The organism is Methylobacterium sp. J-043 (genome assembly GCF_022829505.1).
Taxonomy (GTDB): Bacteria; Pseudomonadota; Alphaproteobacteria; order Rhizobiales; family Beijerinckiaceae; genus Methylobacterium; species Methylobacterium extorquens_A.
Window position 1 is genome coordinate 100,997 of record NZ_JAKSYB010000065.1, and the last position, 24,786, is coordinate 125,782.

Below are 24,786 nucleotides of genomic sequence, written 5' to 3' on the forward strand. Positions count from 1 at the left end.
GCCGACCGTTGCCATACACGTGAAGCCCGCCATCCGGAAACCGGGGCACGCCCGGTCGCCTCGCGTGGCGCGGCGTGATAGCAGGCTCGACGTGAACACCGAAAAGCTCCACCTCCACACCGTCTGCGGCCTCGACGAACTCGTCGAGCACCAGGCCCGCGGCGTCAGCCACGTCCTGTCGATCCTCGATCCCGATCGGGCGGACCCGGAGGCGTTCGGTGCCTACGGCACCCATCGGCGCACCATCCTGCGCTTCCACGACGCCATCGAGCCGGCGCCGGGCGTCGTCCTGCCGGAGCGCGAGGACGTCGAGAAGATCCTCGCCTTCGGCCGTGACGCCATCGCCGATGGCGGCGAGATCCACATCCTCGTCCACTGCCATGTCGGCATCTCGCGCTCGACCGCCGCACTCGCGACCCTGTTCGCTGAGGCCGAGCCCGACACGTCGGCGCAAGACCTGATCGCCCGCCTCCACGCGCAGCGGGAGAAGGCGTGGCCGAACGCGCGCATGATCGCATTTGCCGATGAGATGCTCGGGCGGCAGGGCAGCCTCAGCGAGGCGGTGCGCCGTCTGCACGCGCTGCAATTGCGCAAGCGCCCGCATCTCGATCAAGTGATGCGCGACCTCGGCCGCGGCGCGGAAGTGGACGCGGCCCTGCGGGACTGACGGTCCGCTTCAGTTCGATTTGGCCGGCGTAAAGTTGCCGTCGCGCCAGACGTAGAGCACGTAGCCCTGGGCGGTGATGTCGCCCTTGTTGTCGAAGCCGACGGGTCCGAGCACCAGATCGAAGCGCTCGCCGTGCAGGGCCTTGGCGATCGGCGCTGGCTCCGTGCTGTGGGCGAAGTTACCGGCCTCCACCAGCGTCTGGAGCGCGGCATAGCCGTAGATCATCGAGCCGTCGGCCTCGACGCCGTGCGCCTTGAACTCGGCCACCACGCCTTGCGCCTCCGGCTTGCGGCTCGGATCGAGATAGAAGGTCATCAGCACGCCGTTGCTGGCAGGGCCGGCGATCTTGGCGAAGTCCGGCGTGGCAATGGCCGAGGTGCCGAACCATTGCGGGCGAAAGCCCCGTTCGGCCGCGATGCGGACCAGCCGGCCCATCTCCTGCGCGTCGCCGCCGTAATAGACCACGTCGATATTCGCCGCCTTCAATCGGTCGGCGAGGGCCACGTCGTCCGCATCGCTCGGCTGGAAGGCCGTCGCCATCGCCTCGTTGACGCCGATGCGGTTGAGATTGTCCTTGGTCGCCGCCGCGAGGGTGCGCGAGGCCGGCGACAGATCGTTGAGGATAGCGATTCTCCGGTCGCGGAACCGCTCGGCCAGGATCGCCGCCGAGAGCTTGGCCTGGTCGTCGTCCCGGCCGCAGACCCGGAAGATCGTCGGCAGGCCGCGATCGGTCAGCTTGGCGGCGACCGAGGCCGCGGTGATCATCACGATTCCGTTGGCGGCGTAGACATCGGAGGCTGCAAGCGACGCATTCGAGCAGACATGGCCGACAACGAGCCGCACGCCCGCGTTCACGTAATGGTTGGCCACCGCCACAGCCTGATTCGAATCACAGGAATCGTCCTGCACGTCGAGCACGATGAGCTCGCCGTCGATGCCCCCCTTCGCGTTGGCATCCCGCGCCGCCGCCTCGACGCCGCGCAGAACCTGAGCGCCGACGGTGACGTAGGGCCCGGTGCGCGGCACCGCGACGCCGACCTTGACCTCCGCCGCGGCCGGCGCGGCCGAGAGGAGGAGCCCGGCCAGCAGCGCGAGCGAGGCCGAACCGAGGGCGTGGGGGCGTCGGACCGTCATGGCGCCTCTTTCCCAGCCCGCTGCCCCTTTGCCAAGGTCTGCCGGTCCGGACCGTTGTCGTCTGTCAGGACAGCCATCCTGTGCAGGCTCCCGTTCCGGGGCCGGCACAGCCGCGCATCCGACATCACCTTCGCTGCATGGAATGACGCGGGCTGGGCCTTTGGCAAGTCGCGATCTCGACGAAACGGGGCGGACTTTCGCGGGGGAGCGAACGTGCAGGGTCCATCCGCAACCACACGCCACCCGGACGATGCGCTAGGCTTTCGTTCTTGCATCGTCTGTTTCCGAAGGCCGGCGACCACCTTTCGGGACGATGCTTTACCGCGTGACGGTGTAGATCGAGGCGCCCGCCGCGATGGGCGAGGCCACGGTGGAGAACACGCTCAGTACCTTGCCCAGTTCCGCGAACGGCGAGCTCGATACGTAGATGAGATCGCGGTTCCGCATGCGGAAGCTCTGGGTCAGGAACATCCCCTGCGCGTCGCGCAGGTTCACCCGGTACACCACCGGCACCTGCGGTGAGGCCAGGAGCGGCGAGTTCGGCCGCAGCCGCCGCACCACCGCTGCCGGCTCGTAGCGGAAGATGAACACGCCCGCCGGATCGGCCTGGGTCTCGCGCAGACCGGAGGCCCGTGCCAGCGCCTGCGACAGCGTCAGCCCGTCCGCCGTGAACGGCACCTCGGTGGTGTTGCCGAGTGCGCCCACCGAGAGGAAGGTCTGCGGATCGCGCACCAGGGTCAGGGTGTCGTCGGGACGCACGAAGATGTTCTCGCGCGGGTTGGAGACCACCGTGGTCATCGGCACGGTAACGGTGCGGTTACCGCGCGACAGGCGCACGAAGGTCTCGGCCACCGGGGTGCGCACGCCGCCGGCCTGGGCGATGACGTCGAGCAAGCGGTCGCCGCGGCCCGAGAGCGGCACGCGCTTGCCCATGGCCGCCTCGCCGGAGACGGTGACCGATTGCGAGACCGGCTTGGTGACGGAAACGAGCACCTGCGGCTGGATCGCCTTGCCGGCGAGTTCGGTCTCGATCAGCGCCTGGACGTCCTGGGTGCGGCGTCCGACGACCTTGATCCGGCCGGCGTAAGGAACGGTGATGCCGCCATCGGGCCCGACCACCTGCTCGGGGATCGTGGCGGACTTGGAGCCCGCCGAGAAGCGGTCGGAGACGAGCGGGCCGGAGAACAGACCGCCGGCCCCGGCCTCCCAGACCTGAACCGCCACCGAGTCGCCGACGCCGATCACCGGCTCGACCGAGGGGCGATGGTCGCCGAAGGTGACGAGGAGGCTGTCGAGGGGGCGGGTGCGCAGGGCCTCGACGAGGGCGGGGGTGATGTCGATGATCTCGTAGCGGGCGAACAGGCCCTCGGCGGTGGCGACGTCGGCGCCGCCCTCGATCGCCGAGGTGGTCGGCCCCGCGGCCGGAAGGACCGAGCATCCCGGAAGCGCCAGGGAGGCGGCAAGGATCGCCAGGGCCGCAGCGCACTTCATCGGAGACTCCATCCGGGGCGGGGCAGGGCGTAGAGCCACGTCCGTCCCCTTCCCGGTAGCCACGCAGTCACTGCGATTCATTGAATACGGGCCCCGGCCTGATCTTGATTGACGCGTACGATGCGCCGACGGCCGGCGAGGGCTCACGCAGCAATGCGTCACCACCGTGGCACGGCTACGCTTATCCCCCAAATCCTGAACGTTTCGGGGTGACGGCGTCCCGCAGGACACAGCCGAGCTCGGCCGCGGTGAGATCGATCCGGGCGGGTGCCGGGCCGCCCGCCCGGCCAAAACGGAACAGCGCGTAGTCCGTCGCCATCGGGCCGGACTCCGGCGGGCGGAGGTTGGGCAACGACGGCGCATGGTCACCGAACACGCAGAGCGTCGCCCGCCGCCCGGCGAGTCCGTCGATCAGCCGCTCGATCGCTTGGCCGGTATGGGCGACATGGTGGAGGTACTGCGCGAGCGGCTCGTCGATGCCGGTGAGCCGGCCGGGCTTCCAGGGCCCGTGATTCTCCATCGTGACGGAGAACACGAACGTGCGCCCCGTCTTGCTCCCTTGGCCGTTTGCCACCTCCGCCAGGATGCGATCGGCGACGGCGACGTCGCCGATATAGGGGCCGATCCGAGGGGCATCGGAGAAATCCTCCTCCATGACGAGGCGCTCGAAGCCGAGGCGCTGAAACACCCGAGCCCGATCGAAGAAGTCGCGGTGGAACGGATGCACGAACACCGTCTCGAACCCGGCGGCGCGGGCGCGCCGGGCGAGGCTGGTCGGCTCCTCGCCCTTGCGCGCGAGGTAGGGGTCGTAGCGGCCGAAGCCGAGGCTTTCGGGGCCGAGGCCGGTGAGCACGGCGTGCTCGGAACGCATGGTGTAGGCGCCGTGCGCCGGCACCGCGAGCCGGCCGTACTGTGCCGCCTGCGCCCGGATCCGCGCCATCGCCGGAAGATCCGGACCGCCGAGACGGGCCGGATCGAGGAAGGATTCGAGCTGGACGACCACGATGACCTCGTCGTCGGGGCTGCCGTGACCATACGCCGGCACCGGCACCGGCACCGGCACCGGCACCGGCAGCGCATCGTCCTCGCCGAGGCGGCGCAGCCCGTAGCCCATCATCGTCGCGACGAGCCCGTAGCGGGCGACGTCGCGGGCGAGGTCGGGCTGCGGGAAGATGTGGCGCAAGGCCCTCTGCCCCGGCGGCGTCAGGCCCGCGAGCGCGAGAGCCGCCAGCGCCGCCGGTAGGCCGAGGATCGCGAGGATGGATGCGCTCGTCCCGCTCGGCAGCGCGGCGGGTTCAAGGACGTACCAAGCGACAACGATGGCAACGCCGAGGAGCAGAGGCCCGGCGATCCGAAGGTCGGTGAGCGGCAGGGTGTAATAGAGCTGAGGGTGGCGTGGCACCTGCGCGAGCAGCGCGAGGTCGCTGAACACCACCGGCTCACCGATCACCCGGCGCTTCAGCCGGTCCACCACCGAGAGGATGGCGAGAGTCAGCAGGCAGGAGGAGGTCGCGAGCCAGGGCCGCCACGAGAATTGGAACCAGAACAGCGTGATCAGCGCGTAGCCGGCGGCCCGGATCGCCAGATCCCCCGGCCGGAGGCTCGGGCGTTGCGACGAGGCCGCCGCTTCGATGGCGAAGGCGCCGGTGAGCGCAACCGCGAGAGGCACGAGATGGGTCGCGAGGCTCATGGCCGTCTCAGCGGCCGGATTCACTGCGTACGCCGCGGCGGGCGCGCAGGCGGCGAATGACCGGATTGATCAGGGCGTACCGCAGCCGCATCGTCGCGTGACGGACCGCGCCGAGGGCGAGACGCGAGGGCGGCGCTGCGGCCCGAGCTTCGCTGAGCCGGTCGAGGAGTTGCTCCGGCGTGCACGGCTTCATCGCCACCGGATCGAGATAGAGCGGGTAGAGGATCAGCGCTCCCGCCACCAGGGCGTCGAGGGACAGCGTGCGGCCGCGGTCGGCCCCCGGTGCCAGATCCTCGGTCAGCCCCCAGCCCGCGTAGAAGGGGCGGCCGTGGACGGCGACGCTCAATCCGCGAATCAAGGCCTCGAAGCCCGCCAGCGAGGTCATGGTCTCGACGTGGTGGCACCGGTCCAGCAGGTCGACGATGGAGAGGCCGCCGACGACGCGGTCGGCCAGCCGCCGCACCTCCTCCTCCGGGATCGTGCCGGGCCGGAACCCGGCCTCGACATCGGGATGCGGCTTGTAGAGCAGGAACGCGTCCGGGTTCCGGGCGCGGGCGGCCCGCAGCAGGGCGAGGTTGCCGCGCACCTGCGGCGAACCGGTCAGCACCGAGGCGTCGTCCTCGACCTGGCCCGGCACCAGCACGATTCGCCGGTCCGTGGGCCAGTCCTCGCCGACGCCTTCGAGGCCGACATTGTACTTGCTCAGGCGCCGCGCCACGATCGACTCGCGCAGGGCAGCGGCGCGAGCGGTCAACCCGGCCGGGAACTCGGCTTCCTTCAGCGTGCGGGCGAGCCGGCTCTCCACCCGCGGGTCGTAGTAGATGCCGAGATCGTCCACGACGATGGAGGCGCCCGGCTCCAGGCTGGCGCCGAGCCCGACCGAACGCAGGAATCCGTCCTCGATCCGCGCGAAGGGCAGACCGGCCTCCGCGCAGAGGCGCGGAAGCTGTTCCGGGCAGCGGGTCGCCCAAGCCTGGACCCGGCCGCCCTGCGCGCGGGCGAGCGCCACCGCCTCGCCCGCGGTCATCGTGTGGAGCGGTGCTCCCGCCGGCCCGGTGGCGAAGACATCGAGCGCGGCGCGCTTCCAGCCGGACACGCCGACGAGGACGACGCGGCGCTCATTGCCGAGGAAACGGTCGCGCAGCCACGCCACGCGTTCCACCGCATCCGCGAGCGGAATCGGCCGGCGCGTCCACGGATCGAAGCCGTGCACGCCGATGCCGTAACGGAGCGCCAGGAACGCCGCCGCATCCGCCGGGCGCGGACCCGCGGCAGGGTCGGGACAATGGGCCTCGAAGCCGGTCAGCGCCGGCTCGCATGCCGCATCCCACCGCGCCACGTGGATGCGCGCCGCGAGGGGAAACAGCAGCCACGGATCGGCCGGTGCGGCGATCACGGTGAGCCGCGGATCGGTGGGCGCCCCGTCCGGCGGACATCCGTCGGGGCCGGCGGCGACGAAGCGCGTCCCCGGATTCTCGGTGAGAAGCCGTGTCAGGAAACGTCGCAGGGTCGCGCCCGAGGCGGCGGTTTGCGGATCGATCAGGGCGAGGGCGGGCCGCGTTTCTCCCGAGAAGAGGTCCGCCGCGACATCCGGAAGCGAGCGGGCGAACCGGTTGAAGCCGGCGAGCCCGCGCGCGCGCAGAAGGTCGCCGAAATCCGGGGAGGGGGGCTCGCCTCCGAGGGGCTGGCCGGCATAGCTGAGGCGAAGGCTCGAAAGGCCGGCCTCCGGCGAATCGTAAGGGCTGAGGAGCGGGCCCGGCGCGACCCGCAGAACCGCCTTGCCGTCCGCCGCGGCAGACCACAAAGCCGGCGGGCCGGGGGAGCGGAAGGTCAGCGACGCACCCGTTGCCGCCTCGATCTGCGCGCGCAGAAGCCGGACCGTCCGGCCGAGCGGCAGGTAGGAGCGGGGCAGCCCGGTATCCCCGTGCGGCTCGATGGGGCGCAGGTCGGTCATGGCCTGTCGATCATGGTGAGGCCCGCTCCATAGCCCAAGCCCCGTCCTTGGCCCAGGCCGGTTCGAACATGGGCTGCAACTTCCCATGCGGCGATACCGTCGGTACGGCGCGCTTCGGCTACGGCTGTGAAGAATGCACTTTTCCGGGGATGGATTTGCACCTGACATATCGGAGCCGCAATCTGGCGCGAGAGGTGCCTCGACTGATCGTCACAGTCGTGGCGTGATCGATCGGCAACGGAGGCTGCAAATCCCCTCGGTTGCTTCGCGCAGCGGTTGTCGTTCGCGGGGCTGATGTGAGAGGCGTTCGGCCGGATGGTGCAACGCACACCGCTTCACGACTAGGGATTGAGCGCCTGGGAATGTCGCAGCCTCGTGCCCATGCCATAGGCCCCCGCGCCGCCACGTTCCTGTTCCTGCAGGGGATCGCGTCCCCGTTCTTCTCGGTCCTCGGAAACGCTCTGCGCGAGCGCGGCCACGGTGTCCGCCGCATCAACTTCTCGGCCGGCGACTGGTTGTTCTGGCCCTTCCCCGCCGACCATTACCGCGGCAAGCGCGACGGCTGGGACGCCTACCTCGAAGCCTATATCCGCACGCACGCCGTCACCGACATCGTGCTGTTCGGCGATTGCCGGCCCTACCATCAGGCTGCGGTGCTCGTCGCCAAGCCGATGGGCGTGCGCATCCACGTGTTCGAGGAGGGCTACATCCGGCCCTACTGGATCACCTGCGAGGCGGGCGGGGTGAACGGCAACTCGACCCTGCCGAAGCGGGCTGAGGAGATCCGGGAGTTGGCGCGCAAGCTGCCGCAGCCCGGACGGGCCATGCCGCTGACCGGAGACATGGGCCGGCGCAGCCTGTGGGATATCGGCTTCAACATCGCCAATATCGGCTTTCCGTACCTCTATCCGGGCTTTCGCACCCACCGGCCGAACCACATCGCCGCCGAGTATGCCGGCTGGATCCGGAAGTTCGTACGCCGCCGCCGCACCCGCCGCGAGGCGGCGCGGGTGAACGAGATCTACCACGCGATCAACGCCGATTATTTCCTGCTGCCGCTCCAGCTCGACAGCGACTACCAGATCCGCGTCCATTCGCCGTTCCTCGGTGTCGAGGGCTTCATGGACCGGGTGATCGCCTCCTTCGCCAAGCATTCGCAGGCGCCGACGCGGCTCCTGGTGAAGCTGCACCCGCTCGACAGCGGCATCATGAACTGGCGCAAGCGCGCCCGCCAATCGGCCAAGCGCCACGGCTGCAACGACCGGCTCGACTTCATCGACGGTGGCGACCTGCCCAAGCTCATCGACGGCAGCCGCGGCGTCGTTCTGGTGAACTCCACCGTCGGGATGCTCGCCCTCGAGCGCGGACGGCCGACGCTGGCCTTCGGCTCGGCGGTCTACAACATGCCGGGCCTGACCCATCAGGGCGACATCGACACCTTTTGGAGTAACCCGCAGGCACCCGACGCCGCACTGATGCAGGATTTCTTCCGGGTCGTCATGAACCGTACCCAGATCAACGGCGGCTACTTCTCCCGCTCGGCGATCGAGCGGGCCGTGGCCGGCGCCGTGCCGCGTCTCGAGGCGGCACTTCCGCCAGCCGCGCTGGCGGCCGCCCGCGACACGCTGGAGCAGGCCGGGCGCGACGGAAGCCTCTCCCCCGCCTTTTGACCGCCGGCCTTCGACACGGTCACGACCCGGCTCCTCAGCGGAAAGACCCCTCTCCTTGACCGTCATCCTGATCACCGGTGCCTCCAGCGGCATCGGCGCAGCCCTCGCATGCTTCTACGCCGGGACCGGCGCGAGCCTCAGGCTCACGGGCCGCGACCGGGAGCGGCTGGAGGCGGTGGCGCAGGATTGCCGGACGCGAGGCGCCGAGGTGCTGACGCGGCTGATCGACGTGCGTGAGCGGGAGGCGGTCGGCGCCTGGATCCGCGAGACTGATGCGGCGACACCTCTCGATCTCGTCATCGTCAACGCGGCGGTCAACGGGGGGCACCCATCCGGCGGCTTGGAGACGGAGGCGACGGCCTTCGAGACGGCGGATATCAATCTCACCGGCGCGCTCAACGTGATGCTGCCCTGCGTGACCCTGATGAGCGGGCGCGGCCGGGGGCAGATCGCGCTGATTTCTTCCCTGGCCGCCTACGCGCCGCTGCCCGACGCACCGGCCTATAGCGGCGCCAAGGCGGCTTTGCTCGCCCACGGTCTCGCGCTCCGCCAGAAGCTGAAGCCCCTCGGTGTGCGCCTCAGCGTCGTGACGCCGGGCTACGTCAAGACGCCGATGGGCGGCGTGATCAAGGGCTGGCGCCCCCTTGAAATGACGGCGGACGAGGCCGCCGCCCGCATCGCCCGCGGGCTGGAGCGCAATCAGGACGTCATCGCCTTCCCGGCGATCCTCGCCGCGCTCGCCCGTGGCGCGCTGTTGGTGCCCGAATGGCTGCGCAGCGCCGGGCTGAGCGGCTTTCGATTCCGTAACCGGCCGCGGCGGTGATGCCGCCCCTCCGGATCGCCCTGTTCGCCCTGGAGGCGCTGCCGAACGCCCGCGCGGTGCGTCGCTTCGTGGCGGATCACGCCGGTGCGATCGCTTTCGTCGGCCTCTCCAACGCCGAGCGGCCGGCGACCGGTGGGCTCGTCGGTCAGGTCCGGCGGCATCTGGCTCGGTCCGGCCCCGGCTTCCTTCCTTATCTCGGTGTGAATTTCGGGCTGCCGGACCTGCTCCGCCCGCTCGCGCCCCTCACCCAGCGCCTCGGCGGCAGCCGCGGGACGCCCGAGGCGACGCCGCTTGCCGCTCTGTGTCACGGGCTCGGAATTCTGACTCTGCGGGTCGATGACGTGAACGGCGATGATGTCGCCAGAAGCTTCACGGCGCACGCGCCTGACCTGATCGTCACCTTCCACTTCGACCAGATTCTGTCCGCGGCCACGCTCAAGCGTGCTCGGCTCGGCGGGATCAACCTCCATCCGAGCCTGCTGCCGCTCCATCGCGGGCCCGTGCCGACGATCCACGCGCTGGCGGACGGGAAGGGGGCGTTCGGCGTCACCGTTCACCGCCTCGCGCCCACGATCGATGCCGGGGCGATCCTGGCCCAGGACGCCGTCGCGCTGCCCGATGGCACCACCGCCACCCGCGCGGCCGTGCGGCTGCACGAGCACGGCCGCCTCATGGTCGATCGCGTGCTCGGCGAGATTGCCGCCGAAGGGGCGATTCCGGCGGGTCGAACCGTTCCGGTGCTGCCCTATTGCGGCTTCCCCGACCGGGCGCTGTTGGCGCGGATGCGCCGTGAGGGTCGGTTCCTTACCGATGGGCAGGACCTGCGGGACGCAGCGACGCTGTCCCGCAAGGCGTGAGGCTCACGCCCGCAGGGCGGCGTCGAGATCGTCGATGAGATCCTGCGCATCCTCGATGCCGATCGAGAGGCGGACGACCTCGGGGCCGGCGCCCGCCGCCCGCTTCTGCTCGTCCGTGAGCTGGCGATGCGTGGTCGAGGCCGGATGGATCACCAGCGAGCGGGTGTCGCCGATATTGGCGAGATGGCTGAAGAGCTGGAGGTTCGAGACCAACTTGACGCCCGCCTCGTAGCCGCCCTTGAGGCCGAAGGTGAACACGGCACCCGCGCCCTTGGGCGTGTAGCGCTGCGCGAGTGCGTGATAGCGGTCGCTCGTGAGGCCGGGATAGCTCACCCAATCGACATCGGCGTGGTCCGCGAGGAAGGTTGCCACCTTCAGGGCATTGTCGGAGTGGCGCTGCATCCGGAGCGGCAGGGTCTCGATGCCGTTGAGGATCAGGAAGGCGTTGAACGGCGACAGCGACGGGCCGAGGTCGCGCAGGGAAAGCACGCGGACGGCGATGGCGAAGCCGAAATTGCCGAAGGTCTCGGCCAGCACCATGCCGGCATATTCGGGCCGCGGCTCCGACAGCATCGGGTAGCGCGCATCGCCCTGCCACTGGAACGTGCCGCCATCGACGATGAGGCCGCCGATGGAATTGCCGTGGCCGCCGAGGAACTTGGTGGCCGAATGTACGACGATGTCGGCGCCGTGCTCGAACGGCTTGATCAGGTACGGCGTCGCCATCGTGTTGTCGACGATGAGCGGGATGTTGTGGCGCTTGGCGATGACGCTGAGGGCGGCGATGTCGGTGATGACGCCGCCGGGATTGGCGATCGATTCGCAGAAGATCGCCTTGGTGCGCGGGGTGATCGCCCGCTCGAAGGAATCCGGATCGTCGGTATCGGCCCAGACCACCTGCCAGCCGAAGTTCTTGTAGCTGTGATTGAACTGGTTGATCGAGCCGCCGTAGAGCTTGTTGGCCGCGATGAACTCGTCGCCCGGCTGCATCAGCGCGTGCATGGTCAGGAACTCGGCGGCGTGGCCCGAGGCGACGGCGAGCGCGGCGGTGCCGCCTTCGAGCGCGGCGATGCGCTCCTCCAGCACGGCGTTCGTCGGGTTGGTGATCCGGGTGTAGATGTTGCCGAAGGCCTGGAGCCCGAACAGCGAGGCGGCGTGGTCCACGTCGTCGAAGACGAAGCTCGTCGTCTGGTAGATCGGCGTCGCCCGCGCCCCCGTGGCCGGGTCGGGGGTCGCGCCGGCGTGGATCGCGAGGGTGTTGAAGCCGGGCTGGCGGTCGGTCATCGGAAAACTCCTCAAGACGCGTCGTTTACGCTCCTGCTCTTCGGCGGTGCAAGCGCCGCCGTGGCATGCGACCTCTCCCTTCGGTATGGAGCGCTGTTCGGGGATGTGGACTCCGATGCGGGCCGCGACACCGGGATGGTGCGCAGGGGTGACGATCGGAAGGGAACGTTGCGGCACTGCACAGCGCTCAAGCGCAGCAGTCTAGACATGTTCGCATCTGCCATGTCACAGAGCCGCGCGAACCAAACGGTAATCCGGTGACCCACGGTCGCATTGATTGCCCCGGCGCGATGGTGTCTGCCGTTGCGTCAGATCTTGAATTTGAAAGCCTTCAAGGTGCGCGCAGGCGGAGTCGCCGGAGCGCTGCCCAGAAAGGCTCGGCGCGGCGGCTGACGGGAGGACCACCTTGGCGGACGAAGGGCCTCAGGGCACCAAGCGAGATTTCCTGTTCCTCGCGACCGGCGCGGGATTGGCCGTCGGGGCGGGCGCGGTGGCGTGGCCCTTCGTGGCCTCGATGGCGCCCGATGCGGCGACCGTCGCGGCCGGTGCGCCGCTCGACGTGGACCTCACCCCGATTCAGGACGGCCAGATCGTCAACGTGTTCTGGCGCGGCAAGCTGATCTTCGTGCGCAAGCTCACGGAGAAGGAAGTCACGGACATGAAGGCCGTGCCGCTCTCCGAGATGATCGACCCGGCTTCCTATGAATCCCGGGTGAAGAAGGGCCACGATCAGTGGCTCGTCAGCTACGGCAACTGCACCCATCTCGGCTGCGTGCCGATCGGCCATTCCGGCAATTACGAGGGCTGGTCCTGCCCCTGCCACGGCTCGCAGTTCGACGCTGTCGGCCGCGTGCGCCGCGGCCCGGCGCCGACCAACCTGCCGATTCCGCCCTACGCCTTCGAGACCGATACCAAGATCAAGATCGGCGAAGAGGGCGGCAAGGCGGTCGCCTGACAACAGGACACGAGAAGCCGGAGCGGGCAAACCGATGAGCAGCGCACACGCGACCTCGACCTACGTACCCAAGAGCCGCCTCGCGAAGTGGTTCGAGTCACGGCTGCCGCTGGTCGGGCTGGTGCACTCGTCCTTCGTCGCCTTCCCGGTTCCGCGTAACCTCAACTACTTCTGGACCTTCGGCGCGATCCTGATCGCGTTCCTTGGCATCCAGATCATCACCGGCGTCTGGCTGGCGATGCACTACGATCCGAACGCCAGCAACGCGTTCGAGAGCGTCGAGCACATCATGCGCGACGTGAACTACGGCTGGCTCCTGCGCTACGCGCACGCCAACGGCGCGTCGATGTTCTTCGTGGCGGTCTACGTCCACATCTTCCGCAACCTCTATTACGGGTCCTACAAGGCCCCGCGCGAGGTGCTCTACCTGCTCGGCGTCATCATCTACTTGCTGATGATGGCCACAGCCTTCCTCGGCTACACCCTGCCGTGGGGCCAGATGAGCTTCTGGGGCGCCACCGTCATCACCAACATCCTCGCGGCGATCCCGGTCGTAGGCGACACGATCCAGAGCCTGCTCTGGGGCGGCTACTCGGTCGGCAACCCGACCATCAACCGCTTTTTCTCGCTGCACTTCCTGCTGCCGTGGATGATCGCCGGCGTCGTCGTCCTGCACGTCTGGGCGCTGCACGTCACCGGCCAGAACAACCCGGCCGGCATCCCGATCAAGTCGAGCAAGGACGCCGTGCCCTTCACCCCCTACGCGACCATCAAGGACGTGTTCGCGGTGGTGGTGTTCATGATCCTGTTCGCGTGGTTCATCTTCTACCAGCCGAACTATCTCGGCCACGCCGACAACTACGTCCCGGCCAACCCGTCTGTGACGCCCGCGCACATCGTGCCGGAATGGTACTTCCTGCCCTTCTACGCGATCCTGCGTGCGGTGCCGGACAAGCTCGGCGGCGTGATCCTGATGTTCGGCGCGGTGCTGATCCTGGCCTTCGCGCCCTGGCTCGACACCTCGCGGGTCCGCTCCTGCAACTACCGTCCGGTCTACCGGGTGTTCTTCTGGGTGTTCCTGGTCAACGCCATCATCCTCGGTTGGCTCGGCGCCAAGCCCCCGGAAGGCGGCTACGTCCTCGCCTCGCGGATCTGCACCGTCTACTACTTCGCCCACTTCCTCATCGTCATGCCGTTGGTCGGCCTGTTCGAGACGCCTGACCGCCTGCCGGGCTCGATTCTCGAGACCGTGACCGGTCCGGGCAAGCAGGTAAGCGGATCCGGCATGCCCGCGGGTGCTGCGGCCGAACCCGCCAAGCGCGCCTAAGGGCTGAGGGAGAGAACAACGATGCGCATCGCACGCCTCGCCGCCGCGACCCTGCTCGCGGCCTCCCTCGGTGCCGGCTCGGCTCTGGCCGAGGACGGACACGGCACCAATCCGCCGCGGGAGAAGTGGTCCTTCGCCGGCATGTTCGGCCGCTTCGACCAGGCGCAGCTTCAGCGCGGCTTCCAAGTCTACAAGGAAGTCTGCGCCAACTGCCACTCCATGCGGCTCGTCGCCTTCCGCAACCTTGCGGAGCCCGGTGGCCCCGGCTTCACCGAGGGGCAGGTCAAGGCGCTCGCCGAGACCTACAGCGTCAAGGAACTCGACGATTCCGGCGCCGAGAAGGAGCGTCCGGCCCGCCCGGCCGATCGCTTCCCGTCGCCGTTCCCGAACGACAAGGCGGCTGCGGCAGCCAATGGCGGCAAGGCGCCGCCGGATTTCTCGGTGCTGGCCAAAGCCCGCACCTACGAGCGCGGCTTCCCGCTCTTCGTGTTCGATGCGCTGCCCTTCACCGGCTATTCCGAGCAAGGCGTCGATTACATTCACGCGCTCCTGACCGGCTACGAGGACGCCCCCAAGGGCTTCACGATGCCGGAGAGCGGCTACTACAACAAATACTATCCCGGCCACGTGATAGCGATGCCGCCGCCGATCAGCGACGGCCAGGTAACATACCCGAAGAACGACAAGGGCGAGCCGGTCGTGCCGGAGACGGCGGACCAGTACTCGCGCGACGTGTCGGCCTTCATGGCCTGGGCGGCCGAGCCGCACATGATGGCCCGCAAGTCTTTGGGCCTTCGGGTGATCCTGTTCCTCTTCGTCCTGGCGGGTCTGCTGTTCTACGTGAAGAAGCAGGTCTGGAAGAAGGTCGGCGGCGAGGTGCACGGCCTCCAGCCCGAGCTGCACAAGACCTACTGAGCCAGCGCTCCCACGGTCGAACCGACGAACGGGCCCCTCGCGGGCCCGTTTGCGTGTGGGGGAACGCCTACGTTAAAGGTTCCCCAGCACCGGACGAACCGATCCGGGCCCATTCAAAAAATATCACCGCCGGGACCGACGGCGCCCTGCGCACAGCAGATGCGCAGCGTGCCTTTCGGCTTGGCCCATAGACAAGGGTATTCTTGCATGACGGCAGCGGTTCTCGGCGTGATCGGCGGCTCGGGCGTCTACGACCTGCCCGGCCTGGAGGATGTCCGCGAGGAGGCGATCACGTCGCCCTGGGGCGAGCCCTCCGACGCGCTGCGCATCGGCCGCATCGGCGAGACCAAGGTGGTGTTCCTGGCCCGCCACGGGCGCGGCCACCGCTTCTCACCCACGGGCATCAACTACCGCGCCAACATCGACGTGCTGAAGCGCGCGGGCGTGACCGACATCGTCTCGCTCTCGGCCTGCGGCTCGTTCCGCAACGAGCTGCATCCCGGCCTGTTCGTTCTGGTCGATCAGTTCGTGGACCGCACCTTCGGGCGCGCGACCTCGTTCTTCGGCAATGGCTGCGTCGCCCACGTGCCCTTCGCTCATCCGGTCGGGCCGCTGCTGCAGCGGCGCATCGCCGCCGCGGCGGAAGCCGAAGGCATCACCGTCCACAAGGGCGGCACCTACGTCTGCATGGAGGGGCCGCAATTCTCCTCGATGGCCGAGTCGAAGCACTACAAGGCCGCGAATTTCGACGTCATCGGCATGACCAACATGCCCGAGGCCAAGCTCGCCCGCGAGGCCGAGATCACCTACGCGACCATCGCCATGGTGACGGACTACGATTGCTGGCACCCGAGCCACGACAGCGTGGACGTCGCCTCGGTGATCGCCGTCGCCCGCGCCAACGCCGACAAGGCGGCCCAGCTCGTCTCCCGCGTCGCCCGCGACTTTCCGGCGGAGCGCGAGGATTGCCCGGCGGGCTCGCACCGGGCGCTGGACGGCGCGATCATGACGGCGCCCGCGCACCGTGATCCGGAGCTGCTGGCCAAGCTCGACGCGGTGGCCGGGCGTGTGCTGAAGGGCTGAACCGTCATCGCGGGGCGGAGCCGAATCGATCCGGGCCGCGACGTTTCAAGCCGGGCGTCTTACCCGGTTGCGTTGCGGCCCTCGACGGCTTCGCTCCACTCGCCGTGACGGCGGGCGGCTTCAGAAGACATCAGCGTGCGCAGCCGTTCTCGCGTTCCTGGCGCTGGATATCGGCGATGTCGGCGCGCTGGCGGGCGGAGAGCGGCACATCGGCCAGCGCGTCGTACTTGCAGCCGGAATTGCCGAAGGCGCGGATCGCCCGCTCGGTGCGGAAGCAGTAGCCCGCATCCTTGTAGATCGCGTTGCGCTCGCCCCACAGCTCGTCGCAGGGGAAGGCCGCCAGGGCGGGCGAGGCCGTGAGCGACACGAGAATGGCCGCGGCGAGGAAACGCATCGATGGGGCTCCGAGCCGTCGGAGCACGGGCGTCCTCAGGCGGTCTTGAGGGTCAGTGAGCGGCTCGGCTCGCGGCCGAACCCGCGGATTTCCAGTCGGTCGCCCGCGATCTCCACCACGGCAAACGCCGAGCTGTCCGCCGTGTCTACCATGCCGTGGAAGTTGACGTAGTGGATTCCGTCGCGCTCGGCGTAATTGCCCGCATGATTGTGGCCGTTGAAATAGGCGATGACATGCGGCTGCCCCGCGAGCAGCCCCGTGATCCGGCCGGCATCCCAGAGATTGTGCGGGTTGTCGGGCGCGATGGGGTAATGGTTGAGCACGACGACCCGCTCGCCGGCCTTCCGCGCCGCCGCCAGCCGGCGCTCCAGCCACGTGAACTGTGACTCACTGAGCGACCCATTCCAGGGCTTGGCGTTGACGAGGCCGGCCGCATTGGCCTGCTCCAGGCGCTCCGCCGCCAGCCTCCGGCGCGGATCGTCCGGTGGTGGGGCAAACAGCGAGACATCGTTGCCGTCGAGTACGATGAAATGGATGCCGGCGACCGCAAAGTCGTAGTACGGGCCCTCCATGCCGAGCAGGCCCGGCACCCGCCCGAGATGTTCGGGCGCCACCTGGAAATCGTGATTGCCGAGCAGGAACCGGGTCTCCTGTCGCAGCGTCCGGTAGATCAGCAGGATTTTCTCGTAGCTCTCCACGTCGCGGTCGATGATGTCGCCGAGCGTCATGACGAAGCGCAGATCCTCCCCGTTCAGGGTCGCGACCGCTGCGCGCATCTTGTCGAGGCTGTTGGCGTAGTAGCGGCCGAGCGTCAGGTTGGGCGGCGCCTCGGCATATTGCGGATCGGCGATCACGCCGAAGCGTAGGGGCCCGTCGGCGGCTCCGGCGCGGCCGGCAAGGAGCGCGGCACTGGCGGCGAGGACGGAACGGCGGGACAGCATGGCGGCTTCTCGGCATCGGTGAGCCCAGGCAGGCTGGCGCGCCGGCATGACCGGCGGATGACGCCGAGCGGCGTCCCGGGGCGGTTCACGCGGGATCGCCGCCAGGACCCTTCAGCAAGCCCCCTCAAGCAAGACCCTTCAAGACCCTTCCCCCACCGGGCAAAACCACACTACAAGGCAGGCCCGGCCGGCCGCTGAAGGCCCGCTGCCCGTTCCAGGATCAGACGCCCGTATCCGATGCGTACAGCCAGCATCAGCCGCCGCACGGCAGAGACCGACGTGTCCGTCTCGATCGATCTCGACGGCACCGGCAAGGCCGCGATCGCGACCGGCGTCGGCTTTCTCGACCACATGTTGGAGCTGTTCGCCCGGCACGGCCTGTTCGACGTGACGATCAAGGTCGCTGGCGACCTGCACGTCGATCAACACCACACCACCGAGGATACCGGCATCGCGCTGGGCCAGGCGGTGGCTCAGGCGCTCGGCGACAAGCGCGGCATCGCCCGCTACGCCGACATCCACCTGCCGATGGACGAGACGCTGAGCCGCATCGCGATCGACATCTCCGGCCGCCCGTTCCTCGTGTTCCGCACGAGCTTCCGCGTCGAGAAGATCGGCCAGTTCGACACCGAGCTGGTCCGGGAGTTCTTCCAGGCTTTCGCGATGAATGCCGGCATCACGCTGCATGTCGAGACGCTCTACGGCGAGAACGCGCACCACATCGCCGAGAGCGTGTTCAAGGGGCTGGCCCGGAGCTTGCGGAAGGCCGTCGCCATCGACCCGCGTGAAGACGGCCGCGTTCCCTCCACCAAGGGATCGCTCTGAGACCATTTGAGGAGGAGCGAGGATGCGGACCTACACGCTGCACGTTCCCGAAGGCTCGGTTCGGGGTGACCCGCGGGCACTGGAACAGGCGCATCTCGTGCGCGACGGCTTCTCGTGGAACGCCTTCGCGTTCACGGTGCTGTGGTTCCTGCGCCACCGCCTCTGGCTCGCGGCGCTCCTCGTGCTGGTGGGGCTCGTCGGGCTGGCGTTCGCGGGCCGGGCTCTCGGCCTCTCGCCGTTCGCGGCGCTGATCGTGACGGTGCTGGTGAGCCTGCTGATCGGCATGGAGGCGTCGAGCCTGCGCCGCTGGACCTATGGCCGCCGGGGCAAGCCCGCTCTGGACGCGGTGATGGCGAACTCGCAGGAAGAGGCTGAATTGAAGGCCGCCGCCCGGTGGCTCGATGCCGAACCGGTTCCGGGCAGCGCCACGACGGGTTTCCCCACGTCGGCCGTGATCCGCCCGACGCATCGCCGCGGCGATGACGCGGTGATCGGTCTCTTCCCCGCGAGCGAGGGTGGACGGTGAGCGAGCAGACCGTCGCGATCATCGATTACGGATCGGGCAATCTCCACTCGGCGGCGAAGGCGTTCGAGCGTGCGGCGCGCGAGGCCGGGCTCGACGGCACCCGCATCGTCGTCACCGACGTGCCGGAAGCGGTGGCCGGGGCCGACCGCGTGGTGCTGCCCGGCGTCGGCGCCTATGCCGATTGCCGCCGCGGCCTCGATGCGGTGCCCGGCATGGTCGAGGCCATGACCGAGGCTGTCAGGGTGCAGGGCAAGCCATTCCTCGGCATCTGCGTCGGCATGCAGCTCATGGCAAGTCGCGGCCTCGAATACGAGGAGACCGCGGGCCTGAACTGGATTCCCGGCGATGTCGGCCCGATCGAGCCGGCCGACCCGGCGCTCAAGATCCCGCATATGGGCTGGAACACCCTGCATCTCGATCGTGAGCACGCACTGCTGCGCGACATCGCGATCGGGGAGGGCGGGCTCCACGCCTACTTCGTCCACAGCTTCGCGCTGAAGGCCGCCGAGCCGGCCGACGTGGTCGCCCATGCCGAGTATGGCGGGCCGGTCACGGCCATGGTCGCGCATGACAACATGGCGGGCACCCAGTTCCACCCCGAGAAGAGCCAGCGCCTCGGCCTCGCGCTCCTCGGCAACTTCCTGCGCTGGCGCCCCTGAGGGCCGCCTTTGTCCGACACATCGTATTCGCGAGCTGACGCGTGATCCTGTATCCGGCCATCGACCTCAAGGAAGGGCGCTGCGTCCGCCTCGTTCAAGGCGACATGGCCCAGGCCAAGGTTTTCAACGACGATCCCGCCGCGCAAGGGGCGGCCTTCGAGTCGCAGGGGTTCTCCTGGCTCCACGTCGTCGATCTCGACGGTGCCTTCGCCGGAGAGCCCCGCAACGCCGCGGCGGTCGATGCCATCCTGGCGCGCGTCAGCCTGCCGGTGCAGCTCGGCGGCGGCGTGCGCGAGATGCGCACCCTCGAAGGCTGGCTGGAAAAGGGCGTGAGCCGCGTCATCATCGGCACGGCCGCCGTGCGTGACCCCGCCTTCGTCCGCGAGGCGGCTCGCCGCCATCCCGGCCGTATCGCCGTCGGCATCGATGCCAAGGACGGTCGCGTGGCAGTGGAGGGCTGGGCCCAGACCTCCAGCATGACCGCGGAAGAGCTTGGGCGCCGTTTCGAGGATGCCGGTGTGGCCGCCATCATCTACACCGACATCGCCCGCGACGGCATCCTCAAGGGGCTCAACATCGAGATGACGCTGGCGCTGGCCTCGGCCGTCAGCATCCCGGTCATCGCCTCGGGCGGCCTCGCCTCGATTGCCGATGTGGAGCGGCTGCTCGAGCCGGACTGCGCCGTGCTGGCCGGCGCCATCACCGGCCGCGCCCTCTACGACGGCCGCATCGACCCGAGGGAAGCACTCGCCGCCATCGCCCGTGCCAGGGGCCGTGACCAGGGGAGCGCCGCGTGATCGCGGCCCTCCGACCCCCGACAGCCTGAAGGCATTCACGCGTGCTCAAGACCCGCATCATCCCCTGCCTGGACGTGAAGGACGGGCGCGTCGTGAAGGGCGTGCAATTCCTCGAACTGCGCGATGCCGGCGACCCGGTGGAGTCGGCCAAGGCCTACGATGCGGCCGGCGCCGACGAACTCTGTTTCCTCGACATCACCGCGAGCCACGAGGCGCGCGGCACCCTGCTCGACGTGGTGAGTCGCACGGCGGAAGCCTGCTTCATGCCCCTCACCGTCGGCGGCGGGGTGCGGACCGTGGCCGACGTGCGCACGCTCCTGCTCGCGGGCGCCGACAAGGTCGGCATCAACACTGCCGCCGTGAAGAATCCCGACTTCGTCGCCGAGGCGGCGGAAAAGTTCGGCGACCAGTGCATCGTCGTGGCGATCGACGCCAAGCGGGTCTCCGGTCCGGACGAAGCTGCACGCTGGGAAATCTTCACCCATGGCGGGCGCAACCCGACCGGGATCGATGCGGTGGAGTTCGCCCGTACGGTCTCCGAGCGGGGCGCGGGCGAACTCCTCGTCACATCCATGGACAAGGACGGCACCCGCTCCGGCTACGACCTCGCGCTCACCCGCGCCATCACCGATGCGGTGAGGGTGCCGGTGATCGCCTCCGGCGGCGTCGGCGGGCTCGACGACCTCGTGGCGGGTGTCCGTGACGGCGGCGCGAGCGCGGTGCTGGCCGCCTCGATCTTCCACTTCGGCCACCATACGGTCGGCGAGGCCAAGACCCACATGGCCGCCGCCGGACTTGCGATGCGGCTCGATCCGTAACCGGTATCCGGTGGGCGGGTGACAGCGCCCCTTGACCGGGCGCGTGGGCCTGCGCAGGGTTTAAAGTGCCGGTATCCGATCATGCGATGCCGCATGATACGGTTTTCGCTTGCGCGCCTTATGACGAAGTTCAGCCTCGACGACCTTGCCGCCCTCGTGGACAGCCGCGCCGGCACACCTCCCGAGACATCCTACACCGCAAAGCTGCTCTCCGAGGGGCCGGCCAAGGCTGCCAAGAAGCTCGGCGAGGAGGCGGTCGAGGCCGTCATCGCCGCGGTGCAGGGCGACCCCAAGGCGCTCGTCTCGGAGGCGGCCGACGTGCTCTATCACCTTGTCGTGACCTTGAAGGCGGCGGGTGTGCCGCTCGACGACGTGATGGCGGAGCTGGGTCGGCGCACCGCGCAGAGCGGGCTCGCCGAGAAGGCGGCGCGGAGGCACACATGATCGGCGCCCCGATCCCGTCGGCGGGGATCGAACCGGAGGAGCGCCAGAATCCCGTGACCGGCCAGGGGCCGGGCCGCCTCTCGCCCTACCGGATCTTTTCGCGGGACGAATGGGCGCAATTGCGCGCCGACGCCCCGCTGACGCTGAGCGCCGAAGATATCGGCCGCCTGCAATCCCTCAACGACCCGATCTCGATCGAGGAGGTGGTGGCGATCTACCTGCCGCTCTCCCGCCTGCTCTCGCTCTACGTCGCGGCGACGCAGGGGCTGTTCAAGGCGACGCAGCGCTTCCTGCTCGCCGAGCACGACGCCAAGGTGCCCTACATCATCGGCCTTGCCGGTTCGGTGGCGGTCGGCAAATCGACGACGGCGCGGGTGCTGAAGGCCCTGCTGGCCCGCTGGCCCAATACCCCGAAGGTCGATCTCATCACGACCGACGGCTTCCTCCACCCCAATGCCGAATTGCAGCGCATGGGCGCGATGGAGCGGAAGGGTTTTCCCGAGAGCTACGACAGCGCCGCCCTGCTGCGCTTCCTTGCCGACATCAAGGCCGGGCACCGGCGCGTCGCCGCCCCGGTCTATTCCCACCTCGTCTACGACGTTGTGCCCGGCGAGGAGCAGGTGATCGAATCGCCCGACATCCTCATCGTCGAGGGGCTGAACGTCCTCCAGCCGGCGCGCCTGCCGCGGGACGGCACCGCGATTCCCTTCGTCTCGGACTTCTTCGACTTCTCGATCTATCTCGACGGGCACGAGGACGACCTGCACCGCTGGTACGTCAATCGCTTCCTGCGCCTGCGCCAGACGGCCTTCCGCGATCCGCTCTCCTATTTCCGCAAATACGCCGAGGCCTCCGAGAGTGAGGCGCTGGAGATCGCCGACCGGCTCTGGACGACGATCAACCTGCCGAACCTGCGCGACAACATTCTGCCGACGCGCCAGCGGGCCGGCCTGATCCTGGCCAAGGGGCCGAGCCATCGCATCGAGAGCGTGGCGCTCCGGCGGTTGTAACCAGCGGCACTCAAGCGCTCGATTGTAGCCCCCCCCGCGCGTCGCGAGTCCGAGCATGTGCCGCCTGGATCGCGGTCACGCGACACACCCATCGACGGGGATACCCCGCGATGCGCGCTTCGCCTCCCATGCAGGCAGGTCGTCCTCGGTCGTCCCGACACAGAGATGCAATAGCCCTGTCCCGTCATGCTGCGGGCTCGACCCGCCATACAGGCGCTGCGGTGACACGGATGCGCCGCGCCCGAACCGGAGACGCACGTTCCACCCGCCGGCGTCGTAGGTCTGGAGTGTCTCGGACTTCAGAGCGTGCTCGAGACCAATAGCGGATTCGTAGAAGTCATGGGCTCTCTGTCCGTCATCGACGTGTAGCACCGGCTCTATGATGCAATCGGGCCGCAGCATCGCCGATCATTTTCTTCCTTTGAGGGCGCGATGCGGATCGGCGGGCACGGCATTTTCCTCCGATCTTGTCGGCTATGAATTGCAAGTCCGGTGGAAGACACCGGGGACAACTCGCCAAACGGCTCAGCTTGCCCGCAAATCGCCCCGCACTGCCTTGGGGATGCCACAACCTCGGCCGTGTTTGCGCCACATCCGGCGACGTAAGTGTGACCCATACGCCGCTGGCGCCATCACGAAGAGTGAGCGACGACAACGATGCAGGGCCGTACGATCGGATCGCCGCGTACTACCTCGACGCCCCGCAAGAGCGGGCGTCCCACCCCGTCCTCCGACGCCATCACCCTCAATTCCCGGACCGGGCGTGATCACGGCAGCCGCACGGCGCTGGTCCGCTCCATCCTCTCCATGACCCTGCTCGCCGGTGGCTTGAGCGCGGTTCTGCTCAATGCCGGCACCGATTTCGGCCGGGCCGAGGCCTCGACCAAGGTGTCCGACCTCGCCATGCCGAAGCCGCGCCTCCAGGCGCTCGCGCCCGAGATGCCGGTGCCGAGTGTGCTGGCGGCCTCCACGAGCTTCCACCCCGTGGGCGATCTCGACACCGAACTCGGCGCCAACACGGTCGATCGCGTCTCCTACGACTTCCTGCTCTCGCAGACCTCGACCGGCGACCCGAACGACATCCTCGAATTCGGGCCGATGAAGATCCGCCGCCACCTCGTCCAGACGATCGTGAAGGCGTCACAGGCGGTCCAGACCGATCCGGTCCTGCTCATGGCCGTGGCCGACAAGGAATCGAGCTTCATCACCGCCGTCCAGGCCAAGACCTCGTCGGCCACCGGCCTGTTCCAGTTCATCGAGCGCACCTGGCTCGGCGTGATCCGCGACTTCGGACCCCGATACGGGTACGAGAAGGAGGCCGGCCTGGTCGTCCCGGACGGCAACGACCGGCCGTCGATCCAGGATCAGGCCGAACGCTCCCGCATCCTCGACCTGCGCCGCGACCCCTACCTCTCGGCCGTCATGGCCGGCGAGATGTTGAAGCGCGACGCCGGGCGCATCGCTCTGAAGATCGGCCGCGAGCTGACGCTCGGCGAAGTCTACCTCGCCCACTTCCTCGGACCGGACGACGCCGAGAACTTCCTGTCTCAGGTCGTCGACAAGCCCACCGCCGCCGCCGCGACCCTGCTGCCCGGCCCGGCCCGGGCCAACCGTTCGATCTTCTTTGCCGGCACCACCGGCCGGGGCCGCCACCGCAAGCCTGCGAGCCTCTCGGTCGCGCAGGTGCACCAGAAGTTCGAGGCCATGATGAACGCCCGCGGCGACCGCTATCGCGATGTCCGCACCGTGGCCGGCCTCGTCGCGCTCGCCGATGCCGAGGCCGTTCAGTAGCACTGCGGCCGCCCGCCGCGCGGCGGGCCCGCGACGGTGAAAATCTTCCTCCGACGCAACTGAGCGGCACCCGCCGGCTTTGTTATGTTGTGGTGCGGCCCGGACGCGCAGGGGAGGATCGTTTCGCCTTGAACGACACGTTTCGAAACCGATCGCATCGGGGGTCCGCCGATGATCCTCTGCTGCCGAGCATGAAGCTCGATCAAATCGGGCAGGCGCTCGCCTCCTGCTACGACAACCTCGTCGCGGAAGGCATTCCCGACCATCTCGCCGCCCTGGTTCGGCGAGTCGATCATGCTGAACGCGCCATGCCTGCGAAGACCGAGCGCGCGGATGCCCGCATCGCCCTCGTGGTCGAGGATGAGCGCGACACCCGCGAATTGGCCGAAAGCGTGCTCGAAGAGACCGAGTTGCGCGTCATCGGCTGCGACAGCGCCGAGCGCGCGCTGAGCGTCCTGCAGGAGTGCGGCGGTGATGTCGCCCTCGTCTTCGCGGATATCCGCCTTGCGGGAGCGATGGATGGGCTTCAACTCGCCCGGGCCATCGCCACCCTCTGGCCGCGAACCCGGCTGGTCGTGACCTCCGGCGTCGAACCGGAGCACGGCGCGGCGTTGCCGGAAGGGGCGGTGTTCATCCCGAAGCCGTGGCGCGCCTTCGATGTGCTGGTCGAGGCCGAACGGGCCGCCCGCGACCCGTCTCCCCCCGTGAGCTGACCGCGCCGAAGGCGTGGT

Annotated in this window: 24 protein-coding genes; 17 read left to right on the forward strand and 7 right to left on the reverse strand. The window is 68.8% G+C overall.

The genetic code is table 11. The features are described from left to right. The first annotated feature begins 91 nt into the window (after positions 1–91). Positions 92–667 carry a tyrosine phosphatase family protein gene (locus MKK50_RS21655; protein WP_499025244.1) on the forward strand — a complete coding sequence of 192 codons (576 nt, stop codon included), beginning with the start codon at positions 92–94 and terminating at the stop codon, positions 665–667. Positions 668–676: 9 nt separating this feature from the next. On the opposite strand, the gene MKK50_RS21660 is transcribed toward MKK50_RS21655, so the two are convergent. From MKK50_RS21660 to MKK50_RS21675, 4 genes are all read right to left on the reverse strand, one after another. Then, positions 677–1,801: a branched-chain amino acid ABC transporter substrate-binding protein gene (locus MKK50_RS21660; RefSeq protein ID WP_499025246.1), complete on the reverse strand. Its 1,125-nt coding sequence runs from the start codon at positions 1,799–1,801 to the stop codon at positions 677–679. A gap of 318 nt (positions 1,802–2,119) precedes the next feature. Beyond that, positions 2,120–3,292 (reverse strand): polysaccharide biosynthesis/export family protein, encoded by a 1,173-nt coding sequence (locus MKK50_RS21665; protein WP_499025247.1) that lies wholly within the window; start codon positions 3,290–3,292, stop codon positions 2,120–2,122. Between the two features lie 181 nt (positions 3,293–3,473). Beyond that, on the reverse strand, positions 3,474–4,982 hold the full coding sequence (locus MKK50_RS21670) for an LTA synthase family protein (protein ID WP_499025249.1): 1,509 nt from the start codon (positions 4,980–4,982) through the stop codon (positions 3,474–3,476). 7 nt (positions 4,983–4,989) lie between these two features. Then, on the reverse strand, positions 4,990–6,936 hold the full coding sequence (locus tag MKK50_RS21675) for a capsular polysaccharide export protein, LipB/KpsS family (protein WP_499025250.1): 1,947 nt from the start codon (positions 6,934–6,936) through the stop codon (positions 4,990–4,992). A 362-nt stretch (positions 6,937–7,298) separates the two neighbouring features. Here MKK50_RS21675 and MKK50_RS21680 point away from each other — a divergent pair, with 362 nt between their 5' ends. The 3 genes from MKK50_RS21680 to MKK50_RS21690 are packed head-to-tail and all read left to right on the forward strand — an operon-like array spanning position 7,299 to position 10,286. Further along, positions 7,299–8,606 (forward strand): capsule polysaccharide biogenesis protein, encoded by a 1,308-nt coding sequence (locus MKK50_RS21680; RefSeq protein WP_499025252.1) that lies wholly within the window; start codon positions 7,299–7,301, stop codon positions 8,604–8,606. A gap of 55 nt (positions 8,607–8,661) precedes the next feature. Continuing rightward, entirely contained in the window at positions 8,662–9,429 is a 768-nt protein-coding gene (locus tag MKK50_RS21685) for an SDR family NAD(P)-dependent oxidoreductase (protein ID WP_499025253.1), read from the forward strand. Then, a complete protein-coding gene (locus MKK50_RS21690; RefSeq protein WP_499025254.1) occupies positions 9,429–10,286 on the forward strand; it encodes a formyltransferase family protein in 858 nt (285 codons plus the stop codon). The genes MKK50_RS21685 and MKK50_RS21690 overlap by 1 nt, the downstream gene beginning before the upstream one ends. A 3-nt stretch (positions 10,287–10,289) precedes the next feature. Here MKK50_RS21690 and MKK50_RS21695 read toward each other — a convergent pair whose 3' ends face one another. Further along, complete coding sequence (locus MKK50_RS21695) at positions 10,290–11,570, reverse strand: O-acetylhomoserine aminocarboxypropyltransferase (protein ID WP_499025256.1); 1,281 nt, start codon at positions 11,568–11,570, stop codon at positions 10,290–10,292. 406 nt (positions 11,571–11,976) lie between these two features. On the opposite strand from MKK50_RS21695, the gene petA reads away from it, so the two are divergent. The 4 genes from petA (at position 11,977) to MKK50_RS21715 (ending at position 15,850) form a co-directional block, all read left to right on the forward strand. Further along, positions 11,977–12,525, forward strand: coding sequence for a ubiquinol-cytochrome c reductase iron-sulfur subunit (gene petA, locus MKK50_RS21700; RefSeq protein ID WP_253372207.1), 549 nt, complete (start codon positions 11,977–11,979; stop codon positions 12,523–12,525). Positions 12,526–12,559: 34 nt separating this feature from the next. Next, a complete protein-coding gene (locus MKK50_RS21705) occupies positions 12,560–13,852 on the forward strand; it encodes a cytochrome b (RefSeq protein ID WP_253372205.1) in 1,293 nt (430 codons plus the stop codon). Positions 13,853–13,873: 21 nt separating this feature from the next. Next, positions 13,874–14,767 (forward strand): cytochrome c1, encoded by an 894-nt coding sequence (locus MKK50_RS21710; protein ID WP_499025259.1) that lies wholly within the window; start codon positions 13,874–13,876, stop codon positions 14,765–14,767. A 207-nt stretch (positions 14,768–14,974) separates the two neighbouring features. Further along, complete coding sequence (locus tag MKK50_RS21715) at positions 14,975–15,850, forward strand: S-methyl-5'-thioadenosine phosphorylase (protein WP_499025260.1); 876 nt, start codon at positions 14,975–14,977, stop codon at positions 15,848–15,850. A gap of 130 nt (positions 15,851–15,980) precedes the next feature. On the opposite strand, the gene MKK50_RS21720 is transcribed toward MKK50_RS21715, so the two are convergent. Continuing rightward, entirely contained in the window at positions 15,981–16,244 is a 264-nt protein-coding gene (locus MKK50_RS21720) for a YARHG domain-containing protein (protein WP_253372200.1), read from the reverse strand. Between the two features lie 35 nt (positions 16,245–16,279). Further along, the gene (locus MKK50_RS21725; protein WP_499025261.1) at positions 16,280–17,185 is read right to left on the reverse strand and encodes a metallophosphoesterase; all 906 of its coding nucleotides are present in this window, start codon (positions 17,183–17,185) and stop codon (positions 16,280–16,282) included. Between the two features lie 237 nt (positions 17,186–17,422). Between MKK50_RS21725 and hisB the strand changes: the two genes are divergently transcribed. The 9 genes from hisB to MKK50_RS21770 all read left to right on the forward strand — a co-directional run bounded on the left by hisB (position 17,423) and on the right by MKK50_RS21770 (position 24,768). After that, positions 17,423–18,010: an imidazoleglycerol-phosphate dehydratase HisB gene (gene hisB / locus MKK50_RS21730; protein ID WP_060769995.1), complete on the forward strand. Its 588-nt coding sequence runs from the start codon at positions 17,423–17,425 to the stop codon at positions 18,008–18,010. Positions 18,011–18,032: 22 nt separating this feature from the next. Continuing rightward, positions 18,033–18,536, forward strand: coding sequence for a DUF2628 domain-containing protein (locus MKK50_RS21735; protein ID WP_499025262.1), 504 nt, complete (start codon positions 18,033–18,035; stop codon positions 18,534–18,536). Next, the gene (gene hisH / locus MKK50_RS21740) at positions 18,533–19,195 is read left to right on the forward strand and encodes an imidazole glycerol phosphate synthase subunit HisH (protein WP_499025263.1); all 663 of its coding nucleotides are present in this window, start codon (positions 18,533–18,535) and stop codon (positions 19,193–19,195) included. Before MKK50_RS21735 ends, hisH begins: the two co-directional genes overlap by 4 nt. 41 nt (positions 19,196–19,236) lie before the next feature. After that, positions 19,237–19,992, forward strand: coding sequence for a 1-(5-phosphoribosyl)-5-[(5-phosphoribosylamino)methylideneamino]imidazole-4-carboxamide isomerase (gene hisA, locus MKK50_RS21745; RefSeq protein ID WP_253372193.1), 756 nt, complete (start codon positions 19,237–19,239; stop codon positions 19,990–19,992). 41 nt (positions 19,993–20,033) lie between these two features. Then, positions 20,034–20,810, forward strand: a complete 777-nt coding sequence (hisF, locus tag MKK50_RS21750) for an imidazole glycerol phosphate synthase subunit HisF (protein ID WP_253372190.1) — start codon at positions 20,034–20,036, stop codon at positions 20,808–20,810. 120 nt (positions 20,811–20,930) lie between these two features. Further along, positions 20,931–21,254: a phosphoribosyl-ATP diphosphatase gene (locus MKK50_RS21755; protein WP_012752879.1), complete on the forward strand. Its 324-nt coding sequence runs from the start codon at positions 20,931–20,933 to the stop codon at positions 21,252–21,254. Then, a complete protein-coding gene (gene coaA, locus MKK50_RS21760; RefSeq protein WP_253372187.1) occupies positions 21,251–22,264 on the forward strand; it encodes a type I pantothenate kinase in 1,014 nt (337 codons plus the stop codon). The genes MKK50_RS21755 and coaA overlap by 4 nt, the downstream gene beginning before the upstream one ends. Positions 22,265–22,921: 657 nt before the next feature. Next, positions 22,922–24,055 (forward strand): transglycosylase SLT domain-containing protein, encoded by a 1,134-nt coding sequence (locus MKK50_RS21765; RefSeq protein ID WP_253372185.1) that lies wholly within the window; start codon positions 22,922–22,924, stop codon positions 24,053–24,055. A 191-nt stretch (positions 24,056–24,246) separates the two neighbouring features. Beyond that, the gene (locus MKK50_RS21770; RefSeq protein WP_499025265.1) at positions 24,247–24,768 is read left to right on the forward strand and encodes a response regulator; all 522 of its coding nucleotides are present in this window, start codon (positions 24,247–24,249) and stop codon (positions 24,766–24,768) included. Positions 24,769–24,786 lie beyond the last annotated feature (18 nt).